Annotated in this window: 14 protein-coding genes; 7 read left to right on the top strand and 7 right to left on the bottom strand. The window is 69.2% G+C overall.

Going from position 1 to position 14,634, the window contains the following annotated elements; translation table 11 throughout:
• The first annotated feature begins 69 nt into the window (after positions 1–69).
• The 3 genes from ACIRP2_RS10775 (at position 70) to ACIRP2_RS10765 (ending at position 3,193) form a co-directional block, all read left to right on the top strand.
• Positions 70–2,067 (top strand): hypothetical protein, encoded by a 1,998-nt coding sequence (locus tag ACIRP2_RS10775; RefSeq protein ID WP_404248578.1) that lies wholly within the window; start codon positions 70–72, stop codon positions 2,065–2,067.
• An 83-nt stretch (positions 2,068–2,150) separates the two neighbouring features.
• Complete coding sequence (locus ACIRP2_RS10770; protein ID WP_404249452.1) at positions 2,151–2,723, top strand: hypothetical protein; 573 nt, start codon at positions 2,151–2,153, stop codon at positions 2,721–2,723.
• Between the two features lie 20 nt (positions 2,724–2,743).
• Positions 2,744–3,193, top strand: coding sequence for a DUF3592 domain-containing protein (locus ACIRP2_RS10765; RefSeq protein ID WP_404248576.1), 450 nt, complete (start codon positions 2,744–2,746; stop codon positions 3,191–3,193).
• A 27-nt stretch (positions 3,194–3,220) separates the two neighbouring features.
• On the opposite strand, the gene ACIRP2_RS10760 is transcribed toward ACIRP2_RS10765, so the two are convergent.
• The 3 genes from ACIRP2_RS10760 to ACIRP2_RS10750 form a co-directional block, all read right to left on the bottom strand.
• Positions 3,221–3,949 carry an Imm52 family immunity protein gene (locus ACIRP2_RS10760; RefSeq protein WP_404248574.1) on the bottom strand — a complete coding sequence of 243 codons (729 nt, stop codon included), beginning with the start codon at positions 3,947–3,949 and terminating at the stop codon, positions 3,221–3,223.
• A gap of 48 nt (positions 3,950–3,997) precedes the next feature.
• Complete coding sequence (locus ACIRP2_RS10755) at positions 3,998–6,328, bottom strand: Tox-REase-5 domain-containing protein (protein WP_404248572.1); 2,331 nt, start codon at positions 6,326–6,328, stop codon at positions 3,998–4,000.
• Between the two features lie 214 nt (positions 6,329–6,542).
• Complete coding sequence (locus ACIRP2_RS10750; protein WP_404248570.1) at positions 6,543–7,136, bottom strand: hypothetical protein; 594 nt, start codon at positions 7,134–7,136, stop codon at positions 6,543–6,545.
• 242 nt (positions 7,137–7,378) lie between these two features.
• Here ACIRP2_RS10750 and ACIRP2_RS10745 point away from each other — a divergent pair, with 242 nt between their 5' ends.
• The 3 genes from ACIRP2_RS10745 to ACIRP2_RS10735 all read left to right on the top strand — a co-directional run bounded on the left by ACIRP2_RS10745 (position 7,379) and on the right by ACIRP2_RS10735 (position 8,959).
• The gene (locus ACIRP2_RS10745) at positions 7,379–7,882 is read left to right on the top strand and encodes a DinB family protein (RefSeq protein WP_404248568.1); all 504 of its coding nucleotides are present in this window, start codon (positions 7,379–7,381) and stop codon (positions 7,880–7,882) included.
• Positions 7,883–8,015: 133 nt separating this feature from the next.
• A complete protein-coding gene (locus ACIRP2_RS10740) occupies positions 8,016–8,408 on the top strand; it encodes a helix-turn-helix domain-containing protein (protein ID WP_404248566.1) in 393 nt (130 codons plus the stop codon).
• Between the two features lie 140 nt (positions 8,409–8,548).
• Positions 8,549–8,959 carry a VOC family protein gene (locus tag ACIRP2_RS10735; protein WP_404248564.1) on the top strand — a complete coding sequence of 137 codons (411 nt, stop codon included), beginning with the start codon at positions 8,549–8,551 and terminating at the stop codon, positions 8,957–8,959.
• Positions 8,960–9,104: 145 nt separating this feature from the next.
• Here the strand turns inward: ACIRP2_RS10735 and ACIRP2_RS10730 are convergent, their stop codons facing one another.
• Complete coding sequence (locus tag ACIRP2_RS10730; protein ID WP_404248562.1) at positions 9,105–9,974, bottom strand: LLM class F420-dependent oxidoreductase; 870 nt, start codon at positions 9,972–9,974, stop codon at positions 9,105–9,107.
• 483 nt (positions 9,975–10,457) lie between these two features.
• Here ACIRP2_RS10730 and ACIRP2_RS10725 point away from each other — a divergent pair, with 483 nt between their 5' ends.
• Positions 10,458–11,303 (top strand): hypothetical protein, encoded by an 846-nt coding sequence (locus ACIRP2_RS10725; RefSeq protein WP_404248560.1) that lies wholly within the window; start codon positions 10,458–10,460, stop codon positions 11,301–11,303.
• A gap of 59 nt (positions 11,304–11,362) precedes the next feature.
• Here ACIRP2_RS10725 and ACIRP2_RS10720 read toward each other — a convergent pair whose 3' ends face one another.
• From ACIRP2_RS10720 to ACIRP2_RS10710, 3 genes are all read right to left on the bottom strand, one after another.
• Positions 11,363–12,199 (bottom strand): carbohydrate ABC transporter permease, encoded by an 837-nt coding sequence (locus ACIRP2_RS10720; protein ID WP_404248558.1) that lies wholly within the window; start codon positions 12,197–12,199, stop codon positions 11,363–11,365.
• Positions 12,196–13,236, bottom strand: coding sequence for a carbohydrate ABC transporter permease (locus ACIRP2_RS10715; RefSeq protein WP_404248555.1), 1,041 nt, complete (start codon positions 13,234–13,236; stop codon positions 12,196–12,198). Before ACIRP2_RS10715 ends, ACIRP2_RS10720 begins: the two co-directional genes overlap by 4 nt.
• A gap of 86 nt (positions 13,237–13,322) precedes the next feature.
• The gene (locus ACIRP2_RS10710) at positions 13,323–14,624 is read right to left on the bottom strand and encodes an ABC transporter substrate-binding protein (RefSeq protein ID WP_404248553.1); all 1,302 of its coding nucleotides are present in this window, start codon (positions 14,622–14,624) and stop codon (positions 13,323–13,325) included.
• Positions 14,625–14,634: the final 10 nt, after the last annotated feature.

Here is a 14,634-nt window from a genome sequence, read left to right as displayed (position 1 = left end):
CTCACGCCCAGACCCGTATCTCGAACTGCGGGCACAGGCATGGCACATGAGCGTCGGAGAGGAAGAACCGTGACGGGTGGCGGGGGCTGGGGAAGCGGAAGCGCGGGCCACATACCACCGGGGAGCGGGGGTGGTGGTTCCGGCGCGGGCGGTGGCGTGTTCTTCGCCCTGACGCGTAGTTGGGCCGCGGGTGCCCTGGTCTACATCGCCGCCGGATACCTGGTGTCGCGCGGGCTCGTCGAGATGCTGGCCACCGACCAGCGGCTCACGTCGTTCGGCTGGCGGCTGGCCCTGCTGCACGTGCCGAGCGTCATCACGACCGTGCTCACGGTCCTGGCCGCGGCCCGCGTCCTGCCCGACGAGCGGCGCGAGTCGCGCCTGCTCACCCTGCTCGCCGCGCTCGGCGTCCCGCTGGCCGCGCTCCTCTACGGATTCGCGGTGTCCTGGCATCTCGTGGGCCTCGAGGGCACGTTGATGCCGGTCGTCACGCTCGTGACGGGTTCGGCCGCGGGACTCGCCGTCGACCGGTTGCTGGACGACCGCGAGGAGCAGGCGCCCGTGCCCCACTCGTACTCGTGGCGCGACGGCGGAGCCACCGCGATGGAGTACCTCGGGGTGATCGTCCTCGTCGTCACGCTGATCGGCGCGATGGCCATGGCGGGCGTGGGCGGCCAGATCGGCGAACGCATCCGCTGTGCGATCAACGCGATGGGCGGCGGCGGTGCCGCCTGCTCCACGGGCGGCGGCGGGACCACCACCGCGAAGCCGAAGACGGACGCCGACTACGAGCCCAAGATGTGCCAGGTCTCCAGCGTCTCCGACACCGTCGGGGACAAGGTCAAGATCGGCTGGTTCGAATGGGGCAACGAGTACGGCTTCCAGCAGAAGGTCAGCCAGGCCAAGACCGATGTGAACGGCGACGGCAAGGTCGACGAGAACGACAAGCTGGTCTACATGACCTTCACGGACGCCGCCTCGGCCGGCGCGACCGCCAGCACCCCGGGCATCAAGCTCGGCAAGCTGGGCAAGGCGGATGTGGACGTCGGCGGCGGCATCAAGATCACCAACGGTGACACCTGGGTCTTCAAGAGCGAGGAAGAAGCCAAGAAGATGCGGGACGACATCGAGGAAATGAAGATGTGGGAGACCTCCACCAAGTACAGCGGTGGATACGGCGGCGGCTGGTACTCCGGCATGAAGTGGGCCGACAAGAAGAAGGACGTCGAGAAGAAGATCGGCGACAAGAAGATCTCCTACTCGACCATCGGCCTCAACGCGTACGCGGACGGCGGTCTCTCCATCAGCGCGGGCGACGAGACCAAGCTCGGCGCCAAGCTCGGCGGCAAGGCCAAGTTCTCCCCCGAGGTGACCATCACCAAGGACGACGTGAACGGCAACGAGTCGTACACGTACACCGCCAAGCTCGAACTGGAGGGCAAGGTCGGCGGTTCGGCCGGTCCGCTCGGCGGCACGGCCGCGGCGAAGGACAGCCGGACCGGCGCGATCACCGTCACCCGCGACCAGAAGACCGGCAAGATCGTCCGCATCGACATGACCCAGACCCTCGAGGGCGGCGCCCAGTCCGACAAGGGCGACATCAGCGGCGACAACGGCAAGAAGGACGGCGACAAGCGCGGCGGCAAGGTCAGCGGCACCGACTCCTCCAGCGAGACCGGCATCGAGGTCCTGACCAACTCGATCGTCTTCGGCAAGGACACGGACCAGGCCACCGAGGACAAGCGGAACGTCGCCGAGCAGTGGCTGAACGGCTCCGGCGACAACACCGCCCCGTTCGAGTACATGTTCGGCGACCACTCCATGCAGCAGAAGCCCACCGGTACCGACCCGTTCGAACAGCTGATGTTCCAGGACGGGCTGTCGAGCAGCATGAAGTACCACGGTGAGACGGACGCCCAGGAGTTCGGCTTCGAGGTGTCGCTCGGCATGAGTCTCGGATTCTCCATCTCGGACGAGCACAAGAAGGAGACACTGACGGACGCGCAGTTCCTCGGGGCTCCGCAGGGCGACAAGCGCTCGTACCTTCCGTACAGCTACTGCGCCAAGTAGCCAAGGCGGTACCGGCTGCGGCACGGTACCGCTACGGCACGGCACCGACCACGCACGACGAAGAGGCGATAGCGATGACGACGATGAAGATGTCCCGGGCAATCGGCGCAGCTGCTGCCGCCGCCATCGGCCTCACCCTGCTCACCGGCTGCGGCGGCGACGCCGCCGCACTCCCGGAGGGCTGGGGAAAGCTCGACACCAAGAGCCTCTCCGTCGGGTACCCCGAGAACAAGGGGTACAAGGAACAGTCCGCGGCCGACCGCGCCAAGGCCAACGCCGCCGTCGCGGTCAAGGAGGAGGGCGGGCTGCGCAGCGGCCTGGTCTCCGTGCAGCTCGACTTCGCCACGGGCGTGGACGACGCCGGTGAGGCGGCGGCCGCCGCGGGTGCCGGTATCGGTCTCGGGGCCACCCGCAAGAACACCTCGGACGTGCGGCTCGCGGGCGCGGAGAGCGCCCGCGAGGCGCGCAGGATCGACTACGAGTTCACCTCCAGCGGCAAGGACCGGAGCCCGGCTCCGGGCACCCCGATGACGGGTGTCGTGGTGGCGGGCGTCGATTCGAAGCATGTGCCGTTCGCGGTCCGGATCAACGCGGTGAAGGGCTCGCTGAGCCGGCAGGACCTCGACGCGTTCGTCGATTCGATCACGGTCAAGTAGCGGATCAGGGGCGCTCGTTCATGCAGATCCTGCCCGGCGGCACGGCCACGTTCCTGCTTCTGTTCGGACTCCTCCTCGGCGTGTTCGCCATCCGGTCGGCGCTCCGTCTGAACCGGGTGCTGCGGCTGGTGCGGTACGGCGAACACGCCGAGGGCCGGTGCGCGGACCGCCGGACCGTCGACCGGGGTCCGGGCATGGACCGGAGTTACGCCACCGAGTACGTCTTCGCGTTCCGCACCAGGGACGGCCGCGACATCGAGTTCACCGACCATGCCCCGGGCCCCTTCGGCTTCGAGATCGGGGCGCCGGTCCGTGTCAGCTACGACCCGGCCGACCCTTCGGGGAGCGCCACGGTGGCGGGGCGGGGGGCGTGGGGGCCGGTGGTGATGCCGGCGGTGTTCGCGGTCGTGCTGGGGGTGTTCGCCGTGGGGCTGCTGGTCGGATTCGCGGCGATGCGTGGGTGGCTCTGAGACTCGCCGCTCACGGGCGCGCAGGGGTCAGAACGTGGCCCGGTCGAACGGCATCGGGAGCTTCTCCAGCGCCCCGGCGGCCCGCAGTCGTGTGTTCGCCTCGATGATCGTCTCGATGGCCGGGGCCTCCGTACCGCCACGGGTGAGGTCGATGACCAGCCCACCGTGTGCGGTGCGGACGTACGTGCCGGGCAGCCCCTCGGGGGCGAGGGCCGCACGGCCGGCGGAGAGAAAGACCGCACGGCCGCAGCGAGGGTCGCTGTTCGCCAGGTCGAACCGCTCGGCCACCGCCCGGTACTGGGGCCTGTCGTACACCTGCCCGGCGTCGATCTCCCAATGCTCCGCGAGGATGCGCAGGATCTCCGGAGCGCGCCGGATCACCTCCGCGGTTTCGTCCACCTCGCGCGACCGGAAGGCGAGCGAGACGGAGTTCACCGCGTAGTGCGAGGTACTGCCCGCGTGAATCGCCATGGACACGTGCGCCGCGGCGGGGTTCTGCGCCCACAGCGACGTCGTGTAGCCCACGACGTCGAGGTCGGGGCCCGTGTTCTTCCGCTCGATGTACTCCGCCAGTGCGGGGGCCGAGGGCTCCAGCACGGGATCGGACGGGAGGTCGTCACCGGCCTCGTGCCATACGTCGAACGTCGGGCCGTCGATGTCCCTGAGCGCGCCGAGCGTGCCGGACCAGCGTTCAGCTACGGCCCGAACGGATTCCCCGCGAAGGCCCCAGAAACCGTTGACCACCACGTTCAGCACGACGTTCTCCTCGGGCTCCGGTCTGCGGTTCCACACCCCGTCCGGCGGTCAGCCGGTCACGTCCGCCGGGGTGGGGATCACCTTAACCGGGATGCCCCGGTCCTCGAACATCTCTCGCGCCGCCTCCGCGACGTCCGGGTCGGACAGGTGCCACTCGACCGGCTTACCGCGTGCCGCGTCGACCTGACGGCGCGCCTGGTCCGCCCACCGGTCGGCGACCTTCGGCGTGAGCGTCCCGGTGTCGGCGTTGTAGTAGTCCTTGCCCTTGTACCCGTACTTCGCCTCCAGGTAGGTGCCCCGCGAGGCGTCCCAGCCGTCGAAGTCGACCGGCTTGCCGGTGAGCTTGTCCAGCGGAACCCGGTACTCCTTGCCGCGGCCCACCTTGGAGATCTGCTCCTGGTAGCGGGCACCCATCTCGGTCGGGTAGTTCCAGACGCCGGGCTTGATCTCCTGCCAGTTGCCCGCGCCGCCGTCCTTGGCCCCGGCCGGCGGGTCCTTGAGGTCCTTGTACCAGGCCGGCTTCGGCTGGTTCTGGGCGGCTTCCAGGGCCTTCCGGCGCTTGGCCGCGTCGGCCGCCTTCTTCGCCGCGTCGGCCTGCTTCTGGGCCTCGTCGGCGGCCGCCTTCTTCTCCGGGTCGACCTCGTCGCACTTTCCGGCGAGGAATCCGACGGGCACGGAGGTGCGGGCCGCGGCCAGGACACCGGTGCCCGAGCCGGGCAGCCCCAGGCCGGCACCGCTGCCGTAGGGGACTCGGACACGGCCGCCCATGCCGACGGTGCAGCCCTTGAGGCCGGCCTTCTCGGCGGCGTCGTCGGCGTGCTGCTGCGCTTCCTTCGCGGCCTTCTCGGCGGCCCCGACGTCGCCCGCCTTGGCGGCCTTCTTCGCCTTGGCCGCGGCCTCCGAGGCCTTCTCGGCGACTTCGCCGAGCTTGCCGAGTTTCCCGAGCTTGCCCAGCTTCCCGAACTTGCCGACGAGCTTGGCCTCGCCGTAGCCCGGAATGAGGAGCGAGCCGATGTTCCACAGGCCGGTGCCGATCGCCTGGCCCTCGTTGCCCTTCTTCCACATGTCGCGGACGTCGTCGCCGATGAACATGTCGTCCAGGACCTTCAGCCCAGTGCCACCGGACGCCTTGGTCCAGTCCCAGACCGCACCGAGGTAGTCGCCATCGGACCACTTGTCCCCGGCGCCCTTGGAGTCCTCGCTCCACTTGTCACCGAGGCTCTTGCCATAGTCCATCAGACCGTTCCACGCCTTGATGGGGTGGAAGATCGTGTCGAAGGTGCCGGTGATGTCGCCCCACAGGCCGTCGCCCACCAGGCCCTTGAAGAAACCGCCGGTCTGATGCGCGGCGCACGAGAAGAACGCGCCGACGCCGGAGGTGCAGCTCTCACCGGGCTTCTCGTCGCCACCGTTGTCGCCGTCGTCCGGGACGTCGCCGCCGTCCGGCTCCCCGGAGGTGTCCACGTCGTCGCCGCCGTCGTCGACCTTGATGGCGGTGTCGCCACCGCCGGAGGCGCCGGCCGCGCCCGAGCCCCCGGATCCGGAGCCTGCTGTGCCGGAGCCGCCGGAGTTCGTGCCGCCACCGGCGACCGACCCGCCCGCGTCCGAGCCCCCGGAGTCCGTGCCCCCGGAAGCAACCGTCCCGCCGGTGTCCGTCCCGCCGGAAGCAGCCGTGCCTCCCGCGTCCGCACCGCCGGAGTCCGCGCCGCCGGCCGTCGTGCTCCCGGACGTCGCGCCTCCGTCGTGCCCTTCGTTCCCGGCCACGACATCGCCCCCGGGCGCGGGGCACGCGCTCCCGGTGAGCTTGCAGATCGCGTTCTGCATCTCGCCCGTCAGTTGGGCGCCGATGCCCGTGGCGATGAGCCCGCCGATGAGGGCCACGACCACCAGGACCATGCCCAGGTATTCCATCGCGGTCTGGCCGTCGTCGTCGCGGCGCCACCTGATCATCCGCGCGATGCTGAACCGCCGGTGCGGCAGACGCTGTTCGAGGGGAAGGTCGAACCATTCGCGCGAACTCGGCCGGAACAGCAGGACGATCACGGTGACGGGCATCACCAGCTGCGTGACACCTCGCCCGCCGCCGTCACCGCCGAGGGTCGCCAGCGCGCCGAGGGTGAGCCAGACATGTACGGCCAGGAGCCCGCGCCAGATCCAGATGCCGCCGGTCCGCAGGTACGACGAGAGCACGAACGCGCTCACGCTCGGGAGCGCCGCGTACAGCAGCAGGCCGAACAGTTGGCCGTCGACCTCGTTCACCGCCGAGGCCACCGTCAGCACGCCCGCGCCGCCCAGGACCGCGGCGGCGAAGAGAATCCGGACGAGGATCAGCACTGCCTGCAGCGGGCGCGGCAGCGGCTGCCTGCCCTGCCGGACCACGGCAGCACCCCCACCGGCGCCACCCGAAATCGCAAATCCGCCCATGCCAGACACGACGAGTCCCCCAGCTTGTCGGTGTGCAGCCACAGTTCAGCCACTCCACGCATCCGACCACATCGGCACGCTTCGGGCATGGGTCTCAGGGCCCAATGCAAGGCTCAAAGTCGGTCATCCCGACGGTGGTTGCGGATTCGGGGAAGCGGAACGACTCCGGCTACCGGCTGGGCACCTCGCTCCCGAACAGCATCCAGGGCGACTGGTCGTAGGAGTTCACGCCAGCCAACTGGGGTTGCATCGCGGCTATTTCATGCCGTACGGCGAGGGTGTCCGGCCAACTGTCGAAGTAGGTGGTCCCGTTGATGACGACGCCGCTCCAGTCGGTCGCCGCGGAAGCGCCCTCCCGGTCGACCACGAAGCCGATGCAGAGCACGGAGGCCCTCCCTATCGCCTCCCTGATCGCCCGCGCGGCCACCTCCTGCTCGTCCCGCGTGAGCCGCCCGAAGCCGAATTCGAGAGCGACGACTCCGTCCGCGATCCGTCGGATGCGCGCGGGCACGTCGGTTCCGCTGTGCGTCCACAGGACGAAGTCGACCCTGTCGAGCCGTTGCAGGCCGGCCAGGAGTACGAGCTGTTCGCTGGTCACCCACGAAGGAGTGCCCCATGGATCCGGCCCCGGCCCGAGGAGTGTGACCCGCCTCGTGACGGGGTGGCGCAGCCGCAGTCCCGCCGCGTCGAGGTCGCCGAAGAGCGACTCGGCGTCCGGGCGGCTCCAGCCGAGGTGGTACGAGTAGAAGAAACCGTCACTCATCGATACATCACCATCGATACATCACCCCAGGGAAACGGTTCAGATGGAGGTGCAGATCAACGTGCGCATGGGCGCGCCGGACGGGCGCCCGTGACGGGCGCGGGCCGGGTGGGCTCACGGTTGGGTCGCCTACGAGCGTAATGAGCACGGCATGTCCCGGCGTGGGCCCACGGACCCAGGGGCGGGCCCCAATGGAACAATGCGGTGGACAGGGGCAGGGTCTTCGCACATCGTGTACGCCGATGACACGCACCGATTCGCCTCCCGCCTGGGACGAGCGCACCCAGCTGGCCACCTTCCTCGACTACGCCCGCGACACCGCACGCGCGAAGTGCGAGGGCATCTCGTCGGACGCTGCCCGCCGGGCCCCGCTGCCCGGCTCCCCCCTGATGACGATCGCCGGGTTGATCAACCACCTCAGCTGGGTCGAGTACTACTGGTTCGAGGTGGCCTTCCTCGGCGGCGAGGACGAAGGGCCGTGGACGGACGAGGACCCCGACCGTGAGATGCGGATCGCGGTGGACATGCCGCTCGCCGATGTGCTGTCGCTGTACGAGGAGCGGACCACGCGTTACCGCGAGCTGGTCGCCTCAACCGACCTGGACACACCGGCCCGACGCCCGCGCCGGGACGGCCGTTCTCCCGATCTGCGCTGGATCGTCCTGCACCTGATCGAGGAGACCGCCCGGCACAACGGCCATCTCGACATCATCCGCGAGATCGTGGACGGCACCACCGGCGCGTAGGGCCCGGGGGTCACGGGGGACCCACGAATTCCGGTCCGGGTCCGGACCCGGGCTCCGGGCAGGGGCCGGGCCCGGACCCGCATCCCGATCCGGATCCGTCGGCAACGGTGCAGAACCGTGGTGTGATGGCACGGTGAGCCGCGCCGCAGAAGAGACCAACCGCCGCATGCTCCGGGCTCGGGACGCGATGGACCGCGCCTACGCACAACCGCTGGACGTCCCCGCCCTCGCGCGGATCGCCCATGTGTCCCCGGCGCACTTCACGCGCACGTTCCGGGCCACGTTCGGCGAGACGCCGCACCGCTACCTCCAGCGCCGCCGCGTCGAGCGCGCGATGTTCCTGCTGCGGGAGACCGACCGGAGCGTGACGGACATCTGCTTCGAGGTCGGCTTCGGCAGCCCGGGAACGTTCAGCCGTACGTTCCGTGACATCGTCGGCCGGTCGCCGAGGACGTACCGCAAGGAAGCGACGCCCACGGGCGTCCCGACGTGTTTCACCATGGCCTGGATGCGACCGAGCGACTGACCGCCGGCACCACCCGCACCACCGCTCCCCGCCCGTGCGATCCACCGGTCCGCCGCTGCTCGTACCGTCCGTCGGCCGCGCCGTTCGACAGAGCAGTTTTGGATAAGTTCTCGTCGGGCCCGCCCAGTAGCGTGATGCACATGTTCAACGCCATCACACATTCGCAGATATACGTCCTCGACCAGGACGAGGCCCTCGACTTCTACGTCGGCAAGCTCGGCCTGAAGGTCAACACCGATGTCGACATGGGCTTCATGCGCTGGCTGACCGTCAGCGTCCCCGGTCACCCCGAGCGCGAGATCATGCTGGAGAAGCCGGGGGCCCCGGCGATGTCCGAGGAGACGGCCGAACAGGTACGCGAGTTGGTCACCAAGGGAGCGATGGGCGGCTGGCTCATCTTCACCACGGACGACTGCCGCAAGACGTACGAGACGTTGCTGAACCAGGGCGTCGAGTTCACCGAGGAGCCGACCGAGCGCCCGTACGGCATCGACTGCGGCCTGCGCGACCCCTTCGGCAACCGCATCCGCTTCACCCAGCCGAAGGCCTGAGCACCGTCCCGGTCGTGGGGGTGGGGGCCGGCGGGAGGATGCGCCGGCCCCCACGTGCGTGCGACCGGAGGGTACGTGGAGCGGCCTTCGCGTACGTGTGACCGGAACGGGCGCGGACCGGTCTGCCGACGCGCGTCCCGCGCGGCTACCCGATCGCGGCGATGCCGGGTGCGATGTGCTCGGCGATCTGGTGGGTGAAGCTGACCGGGTGCCGGTCCGGCAGCACCTGGATCTCGCCGATACCCAGATCCGCGTACGCTTCCGCCTCCACGAGAAATGCGCCGGGTTTGTCCAGCACGGGGCCGTTGTACATGACGGTCTTCTCGATGGCGTCGTAGTCGCGGCCCTCCGCGTCGCAGTGCGCGCGCAGCACATCGAGCTTGTGGGCCACTTCTTCCTGGTCGGTGGCGAACAGGTTGCAGGCGTCCGCGTACCGGGCGGCCAGGAGCAGGGTCTTCCGCTCGCCCCCGCCACCGATCATGATCGACGGGCGCTCGCCGATCGGCTCGGGTACGCACAGCGTCTCGGCGAGCTGGTAATGACGGCCCCGGAACGGTCCGTTGTCGTCGCTCCACATCTGGAGGCAGATCAGGATCGTCTCCTCCAGCCGTTCGAAACGCTCGGCCACCGGGACCACCGGCACACCGAGCCCGTACTGCTCGCGCTCGTACCAGGACGCGCCGATGCCCAGCCTGGCCCTGCCGCCCGACAGCACGTCGAGGCTGGTGACGATCTTCGCCAGCAGCCCGGGGTGCCGGTACATCACGCCCGTGACCATCAGCCCGAGCGTCATGCGCTCGCTCACCGCCGCCACGAAGCCGAGCGTGGTGTACCCCTCCAGCATCGGGTCGTCGGCGACGGTCTGACCGGTCTCCATCTGGAAGTAGTGGTCCATCACGGTGAACGACGAGATTCCCGCCTGTTCGGCGACCCGTACCGACTCCGCGAGCGTCGGCGCGATCAGCGCGGGGTCGGCCGGCGTCGAGTAGTTCCAGTAGTGCAAGCCGAGCTTCACGTCCGACCTCCGCGGGTCAAGGGGGAGCAGGCCCAAGGCGGCGTCGCCGCCGCGGCTGGAGGGTCGGCCGGATTCGCGCTCCGGGCCCGTGGGCGTTCCACCTCCTGACCACCCGCCCCACAGCCACCGTCCGTAGTCGGTAGTCACGCTACGCGTTCCTGCGGTCATCGGCACTTCCGCCGCCGTCCTCTCGCCCGAATGGTCGGCCACGCGGAAGCGTCGGGTTCGGGGCCCGGCCGTGAGTGGCGGCCCGCTCCGTACCCCGCCCCCGGGTGACGTACCCGGTACCCCCTCGGCCGGGACGACGCCCCCGCAACGGTCCGCATGCGAAGTCCGCTAGGAATCCGTGCATGAGCGTCACACAGGCTGCACACAGTCGCTCGACATCCTCGTTACCGTTGCTGGCCGCTCGATTCCACGTGCGAACGTGCACCAGGCCGCGATCCGGCGGCTCGACGGCATGTCAACTCAGGAAGACCGCAGATGGACTACTGCTCCTCGTGTCGTCGGCATCTCAATGGCGCCCTGGTGTGTCCCGGGTGCGGTGCCTACGCCCCGGACATCGCACCGGACATCACCGCGGACATCGCTCCGGGCGCGGTCGCCGGTCACGCCGTCCCTGCCCGGGCCACCGCGGCGGCCTACGAGTTCTCGCCCTCGGACACCTGGCACGACGACGGGGGTCCCGGTGACGAGGCGGCGGCCTCGACCGGCCCGGTCCCCGCCGCACCGCGCGGGCGGGCTGCGCGGCGGCGTGAGAGGGCGCGCTGGAAGAAGAACAAGCGCCGGGCCGTGGTGGCGACCGCTGTCGCGCTGGTCGGGGGCGGCCTGACCGTCACCGCGATGGACCGGCAGTCCGCCGACCGGGCACAGGCGGCCGGCGCTCCGACGGTCCCGGCGCCGGACGTCGCGAGCATGGGCTCCGAGGAGGAACCGACGCAGCAGCACCCCGGCGCGTCGGCGGCACGGCCGCCCGAGACCCGGCGCTCCTCGCTCACCCCCGCCGCCCGGTCGTCCGCGAACACCGCCCCGCGTCACCGGTCCGTCGCCGCCCCGGCCCACGTCACGCCGTTGAACGCCCGGCCGGACGCCCCCGTCGCTCCTCGTACGGTGGCGGCGTCGGTGCCTCAGCCGAGGAGCTCCGTCCCGTCGGCCGTCACCGATACGGCCCCCGACCCCACCGCCACGCCGCCGCAGCAGGCGGCCGCGCCCGCCGACAACACCGGCAACACCGGCAACACCGGCTCCGACTCGGCTGCGCCGGCGAACCCTCCCTCGGCATCGACGTCGCCCTCGCAGCTCTGCGTGCTCGTCCTCTGCATCGGCTGAGGCGCGACCCCGGCCTCCACCACCGGTTCACACCCCACTCGGGGACCTCCTCCGTCGCGCTACCCCTTGACCGCCCCCGAAGTGAGCCCCTGCACGATGTGGCGGCTCGCGAAAGCGAAGAGGATCATCGTCGGGGCGATGGTGAGGACCGCCGCGGCGGACATGGAGCCCCAGTCGATGTTGAAGCTGGAGATGAAACCGTTCAGGGCCGTCGGGACCGTCTTGTGGGCGTCGCCGTTCATCAGGGTCACCGACAGGAACAGCTCGTTCCAGCAGTTGACGAAGTTGAAGATGAAGGCGGCGACGATTCCGGGCCGCATCACCGGAAGGAGCACCCGGAACAGGGCCCCGAGGCGTGAGCAGCCGTCGATCATGGCGGCCTCCTCCAGCGCGTCCGGGATGTTCTCGAAGAAACCGCGGAGCATGACCGTGCAGAAGGGAATGCACACGGCGATGTAGACGAGGGTGAGCCCGAACCGGCTGTCCACCAGGTTCAGTTCCGTCATCATCATGTAGAGCGGGCCGAGCGCGATGAACGAGGGGATCATCTGCGTGACGAGGGCCGCCATCAGCACCGCGCCTTTGGTGCGGAACTCGAAACGGGCCAGCACGTACGCCGACAGCATCGATATCGCGGTCGCCACCGTTCCGGCGGCCGTCGCGATGATCAGACTGTTGGTGAGATAGACCCCGAACTCGGCCTCGCGGAACAACCCGGTGTAGTTCTCCAGGGAGAAGTGCGTGGGCCAGTAGGAGATCGGGAACGAGAAGATCGTCCCGGGGCTCTTGAAGGACGTGACGGTGATCCAGTACAGCGGGAACACCGTGACGGCCAGCCAGAGGGAGAGAAAGAGGATACGGACCGTGCGCCCTGCGGCGGACTCCTTCCCGATCACGAGACTGTTCCTTTCGTCGTGCGCGTCCTCGGATCACGGCCGGTGGCCCGTCTCCCGCCGGTGGCCGACCTCTCGCGTGTGGCGGTCAGATGGAAGACCGAGAAGACCAGGAGCATCGCGACGACGACGAGGCCGATCGCCGACGCCCTTCCGTAGTCGCCCTGTTGGGTAACGGTGATCATCCACGTGGTCACGATGTGCGTCTCGTTGGACGGCCCGCCGCCCGTCATCGCGAAGATGAGGTCGGGGAAGTTGAAGATCCAGATGACCCGGAGCAGTACGGTCAGCGACAGCGTTCCCCGGATGGAGGGAATCGTGATCCGGAACAGCGTGCGGACCTTTCCCGCGCCGTCGATCTCGGCCGCTTCGTAGATTTCGTCCGGGATGGACTGGAGGGCGGCGAGGATCATGATGGCGAAGAACGTGACGCCGTACCAGATGTTGGCGACGAGTACGGCGACCATCGCGGTCTTCGGGTCGGCGAGCCAGGGAATCGGCTCGTCGATCAGGCCGGCCTTCTCCAACAGGTCGTTGACGACACCGAATTCACTGTTGAACATCCAGCGGAACAGGATGCCGATCAGGAACCCGGAAATGGCCCACGGGAAGAAGATCAGCGCCTGGTAGAGCCCGCGGAGCCGGAACCGGCGGCGCAGCCACAGCGCGATGGCGAACCCGATGACGAACTGCGGCACGATCGATCCCACGATCCAGATCCCGGTATTGCTCAGGATCGTGCCGAACACCGGGTCGGTGAAGATCTCCCGGAAGTTCTTCAGCCCCACCCAGGAGGTGTCGGTGAGGTCGTTCAGGTTCCAGTTCCGGAAGGCCATCTGGCTGCCCGCGATCATCGGGTAGTAGATGAACACCGCGACGAACAGGGCGGCCGGGGCCATGAAGGCGGCGACGGTCAGACCTTGACGGCCGGTGAAGACGGGCCGTCGTGGGCGGGCGGCCGCCGGGGCGGAGGTGGCGGCGGAGCCGCGCCCGCCGGCACCGGGGCGGGGGCCCGTCCCGGCGTCCGGGCGGGTACCCACTGCGGCGTCCGTCCTACGGGGGGTGGGTGTGGGCGTCCCGCCCGGCTCGCCCTCCGGCCGCGCGGAGGGGGACGCCACCGGCTCCCTCACTGGCTCTTCCACTTGCCGGTCCAGTAGGAGTCCCAGCCGGACAGGAGCTGCTCGGGCGTCATCTTGCCGAGCAGCACCTTCTGGATCTCGGCGTCCGACTTCTGGATCCACTCGGTCCACCAGGCGGAGTCACGCGGCTGTGTGACGGTGATGTACGCGTCCGGGTTCTCCGTCATCTTCACGTAGCTCGCCCAGGCCCCGGTCTTGTAGTACGCGTCGTCGGCGGCGCTCTTCAGAATGGGCACCAGGCTGTTCTTCTTGTCGAACGTGGTGGCCGCGTCGCCCTCGGCGAGGAACTTGACCAGCTTGGTGGCCTCCGCCTTGTGCTTGCTGCCCGCGGCGATCCCCCAGCCCGCGGTCGCCACCGGCTGGACGGCCTTGCCGCCGGGCCCGGTGAGCAGCGGCGCCGTGGTCCACTGCTGCGGGCTGATCGCCTTCGACTCGCCGAGCGTCGCGATGACTTCCGGGTCCTGGAGGAGGAACGCCGTCGAGCCGTTGGAGAAGCCCTCGACCATCTCCGGGTAGCCCCAGGCGACGGATGACGGCGGCGACGCCTTCTTGAACAGGGCGAGGTAGGTCTTGAGTGCGGTCAGCGCTTCCGGCGCCGAGAAGATCGTCCTGCCGTCGGTGAGCTTGAAGCCGTTGTCGCGGTCGATCCTGTCGGCGACGTACGCCTCGATGACGGCGACGACGTTGCTGTTGGCGTTCGGCCCGCCCCGGAACGCGTACCCGTACTGGCGCTTGCCCGGGTTCTGGATCGCGGTGGCCTGCTCGAGGAGGTCGTCCCAGCTCGCGGGCGGGTTCTTGAAGCCGGCCCCGGTGACCAGATCGCTGCGGTAGAAGAGGCTGAGCCCGTAGAAGCCGTACGGGATGTAGTACGTGCGGCCCTCGGCGTCCTTGGCGTACTTGACGGTGTTGTCCGTCAGCTCGTCCCAGCCGGCCCAGCCCTTCAGGTCCTTGCTCATGTCGTACAGCCAGCGGTTGGTCGACCACGGTCCCGACGTGATGTCCCGGACCTCCAAGGTGTCGATGCCGCTGCCGGACTGGAGCATCTGCTGGATCTTCTGGTCCGCCTGATCGGTGGGCGGCGAGATCAGATCGACCTTGATCTTGGGGTTCTTCTTCTCGAACTCCGCTATGAGGTCCTTCAGGACCGCGGTACGGGTGGGGTTGGTGAGGCTCTCGACCATGTGCAGGGTGACGGTGCCGTCAGCGGCGCCGCCTCCTCCCACGGCACAGCCCGGCAGCACCAGAGCGGCGGCGAGACAGAGCGCCGTGGTGGCCATTCTTCTGCTCAACACTGTTGTC

The sequence above is a fragment of the Streptomyces sp. NPDC101194 genome, assembly GCF_044767885.1.
Taxonomy (GTDB): Bacteria; Actinomycetota; Actinomycetes; order Streptomycetales; family Streptomycetaceae; genus Streptomyces.
Note: the sequence above shows the minus strand (reverse complement) of the source record. Positions and strands in the feature narration are given on the sequence as shown.

What these genes read in the sequence shown, in the direction of transcription:
- ACIRP2_RS10770 (WP_404249452.1), top strand. Translation starts at nt 2,151, where the DNA reads ATGAAGATGTCCCGGGCAATCGGCGCAGCTGCTGCCGCCGCCATCGGC.
- ACIRP2_RS10765 (WP_404248576.1), top strand. Translation starts at nt 2,744, where the DNA reads ATGCAGATCCTGCCCGGCGGCACGGCCACGTTCCTGCTTCTGTTCGGA.
- ACIRP2_RS10750 (WP_404248570.1), bottom strand. Translation starts at nt 7,136, where the DNA reads ATGAGTGACGGTTTCTTCTACTCGTACCACCTCGGCTGGAGCCGCCCG.
- ACIRP2_RS10745 (WP_404248568.1), top strand. Translation starts at nt 7,379, where the DNA reads ATGACACGCACCGATTCGCCTCCCGCCTGGGACGAGCGCACCCAGCTG.
- ACIRP2_RS10735 (WP_404248564.1), top strand. Translation starts at nt 8,549, where the DNA reads ATGTTCAACGCCATCACACATTCGCAGATATACGTCCTCGACCAGGAC.
- ACIRP2_RS10725 (WP_404248560.1), top strand. Translation starts at nt 10,458, where the DNA reads ATGGACTACTGCTCCTCGTGTCGTCGGCATCTCAATGGCGCCCTGGTG.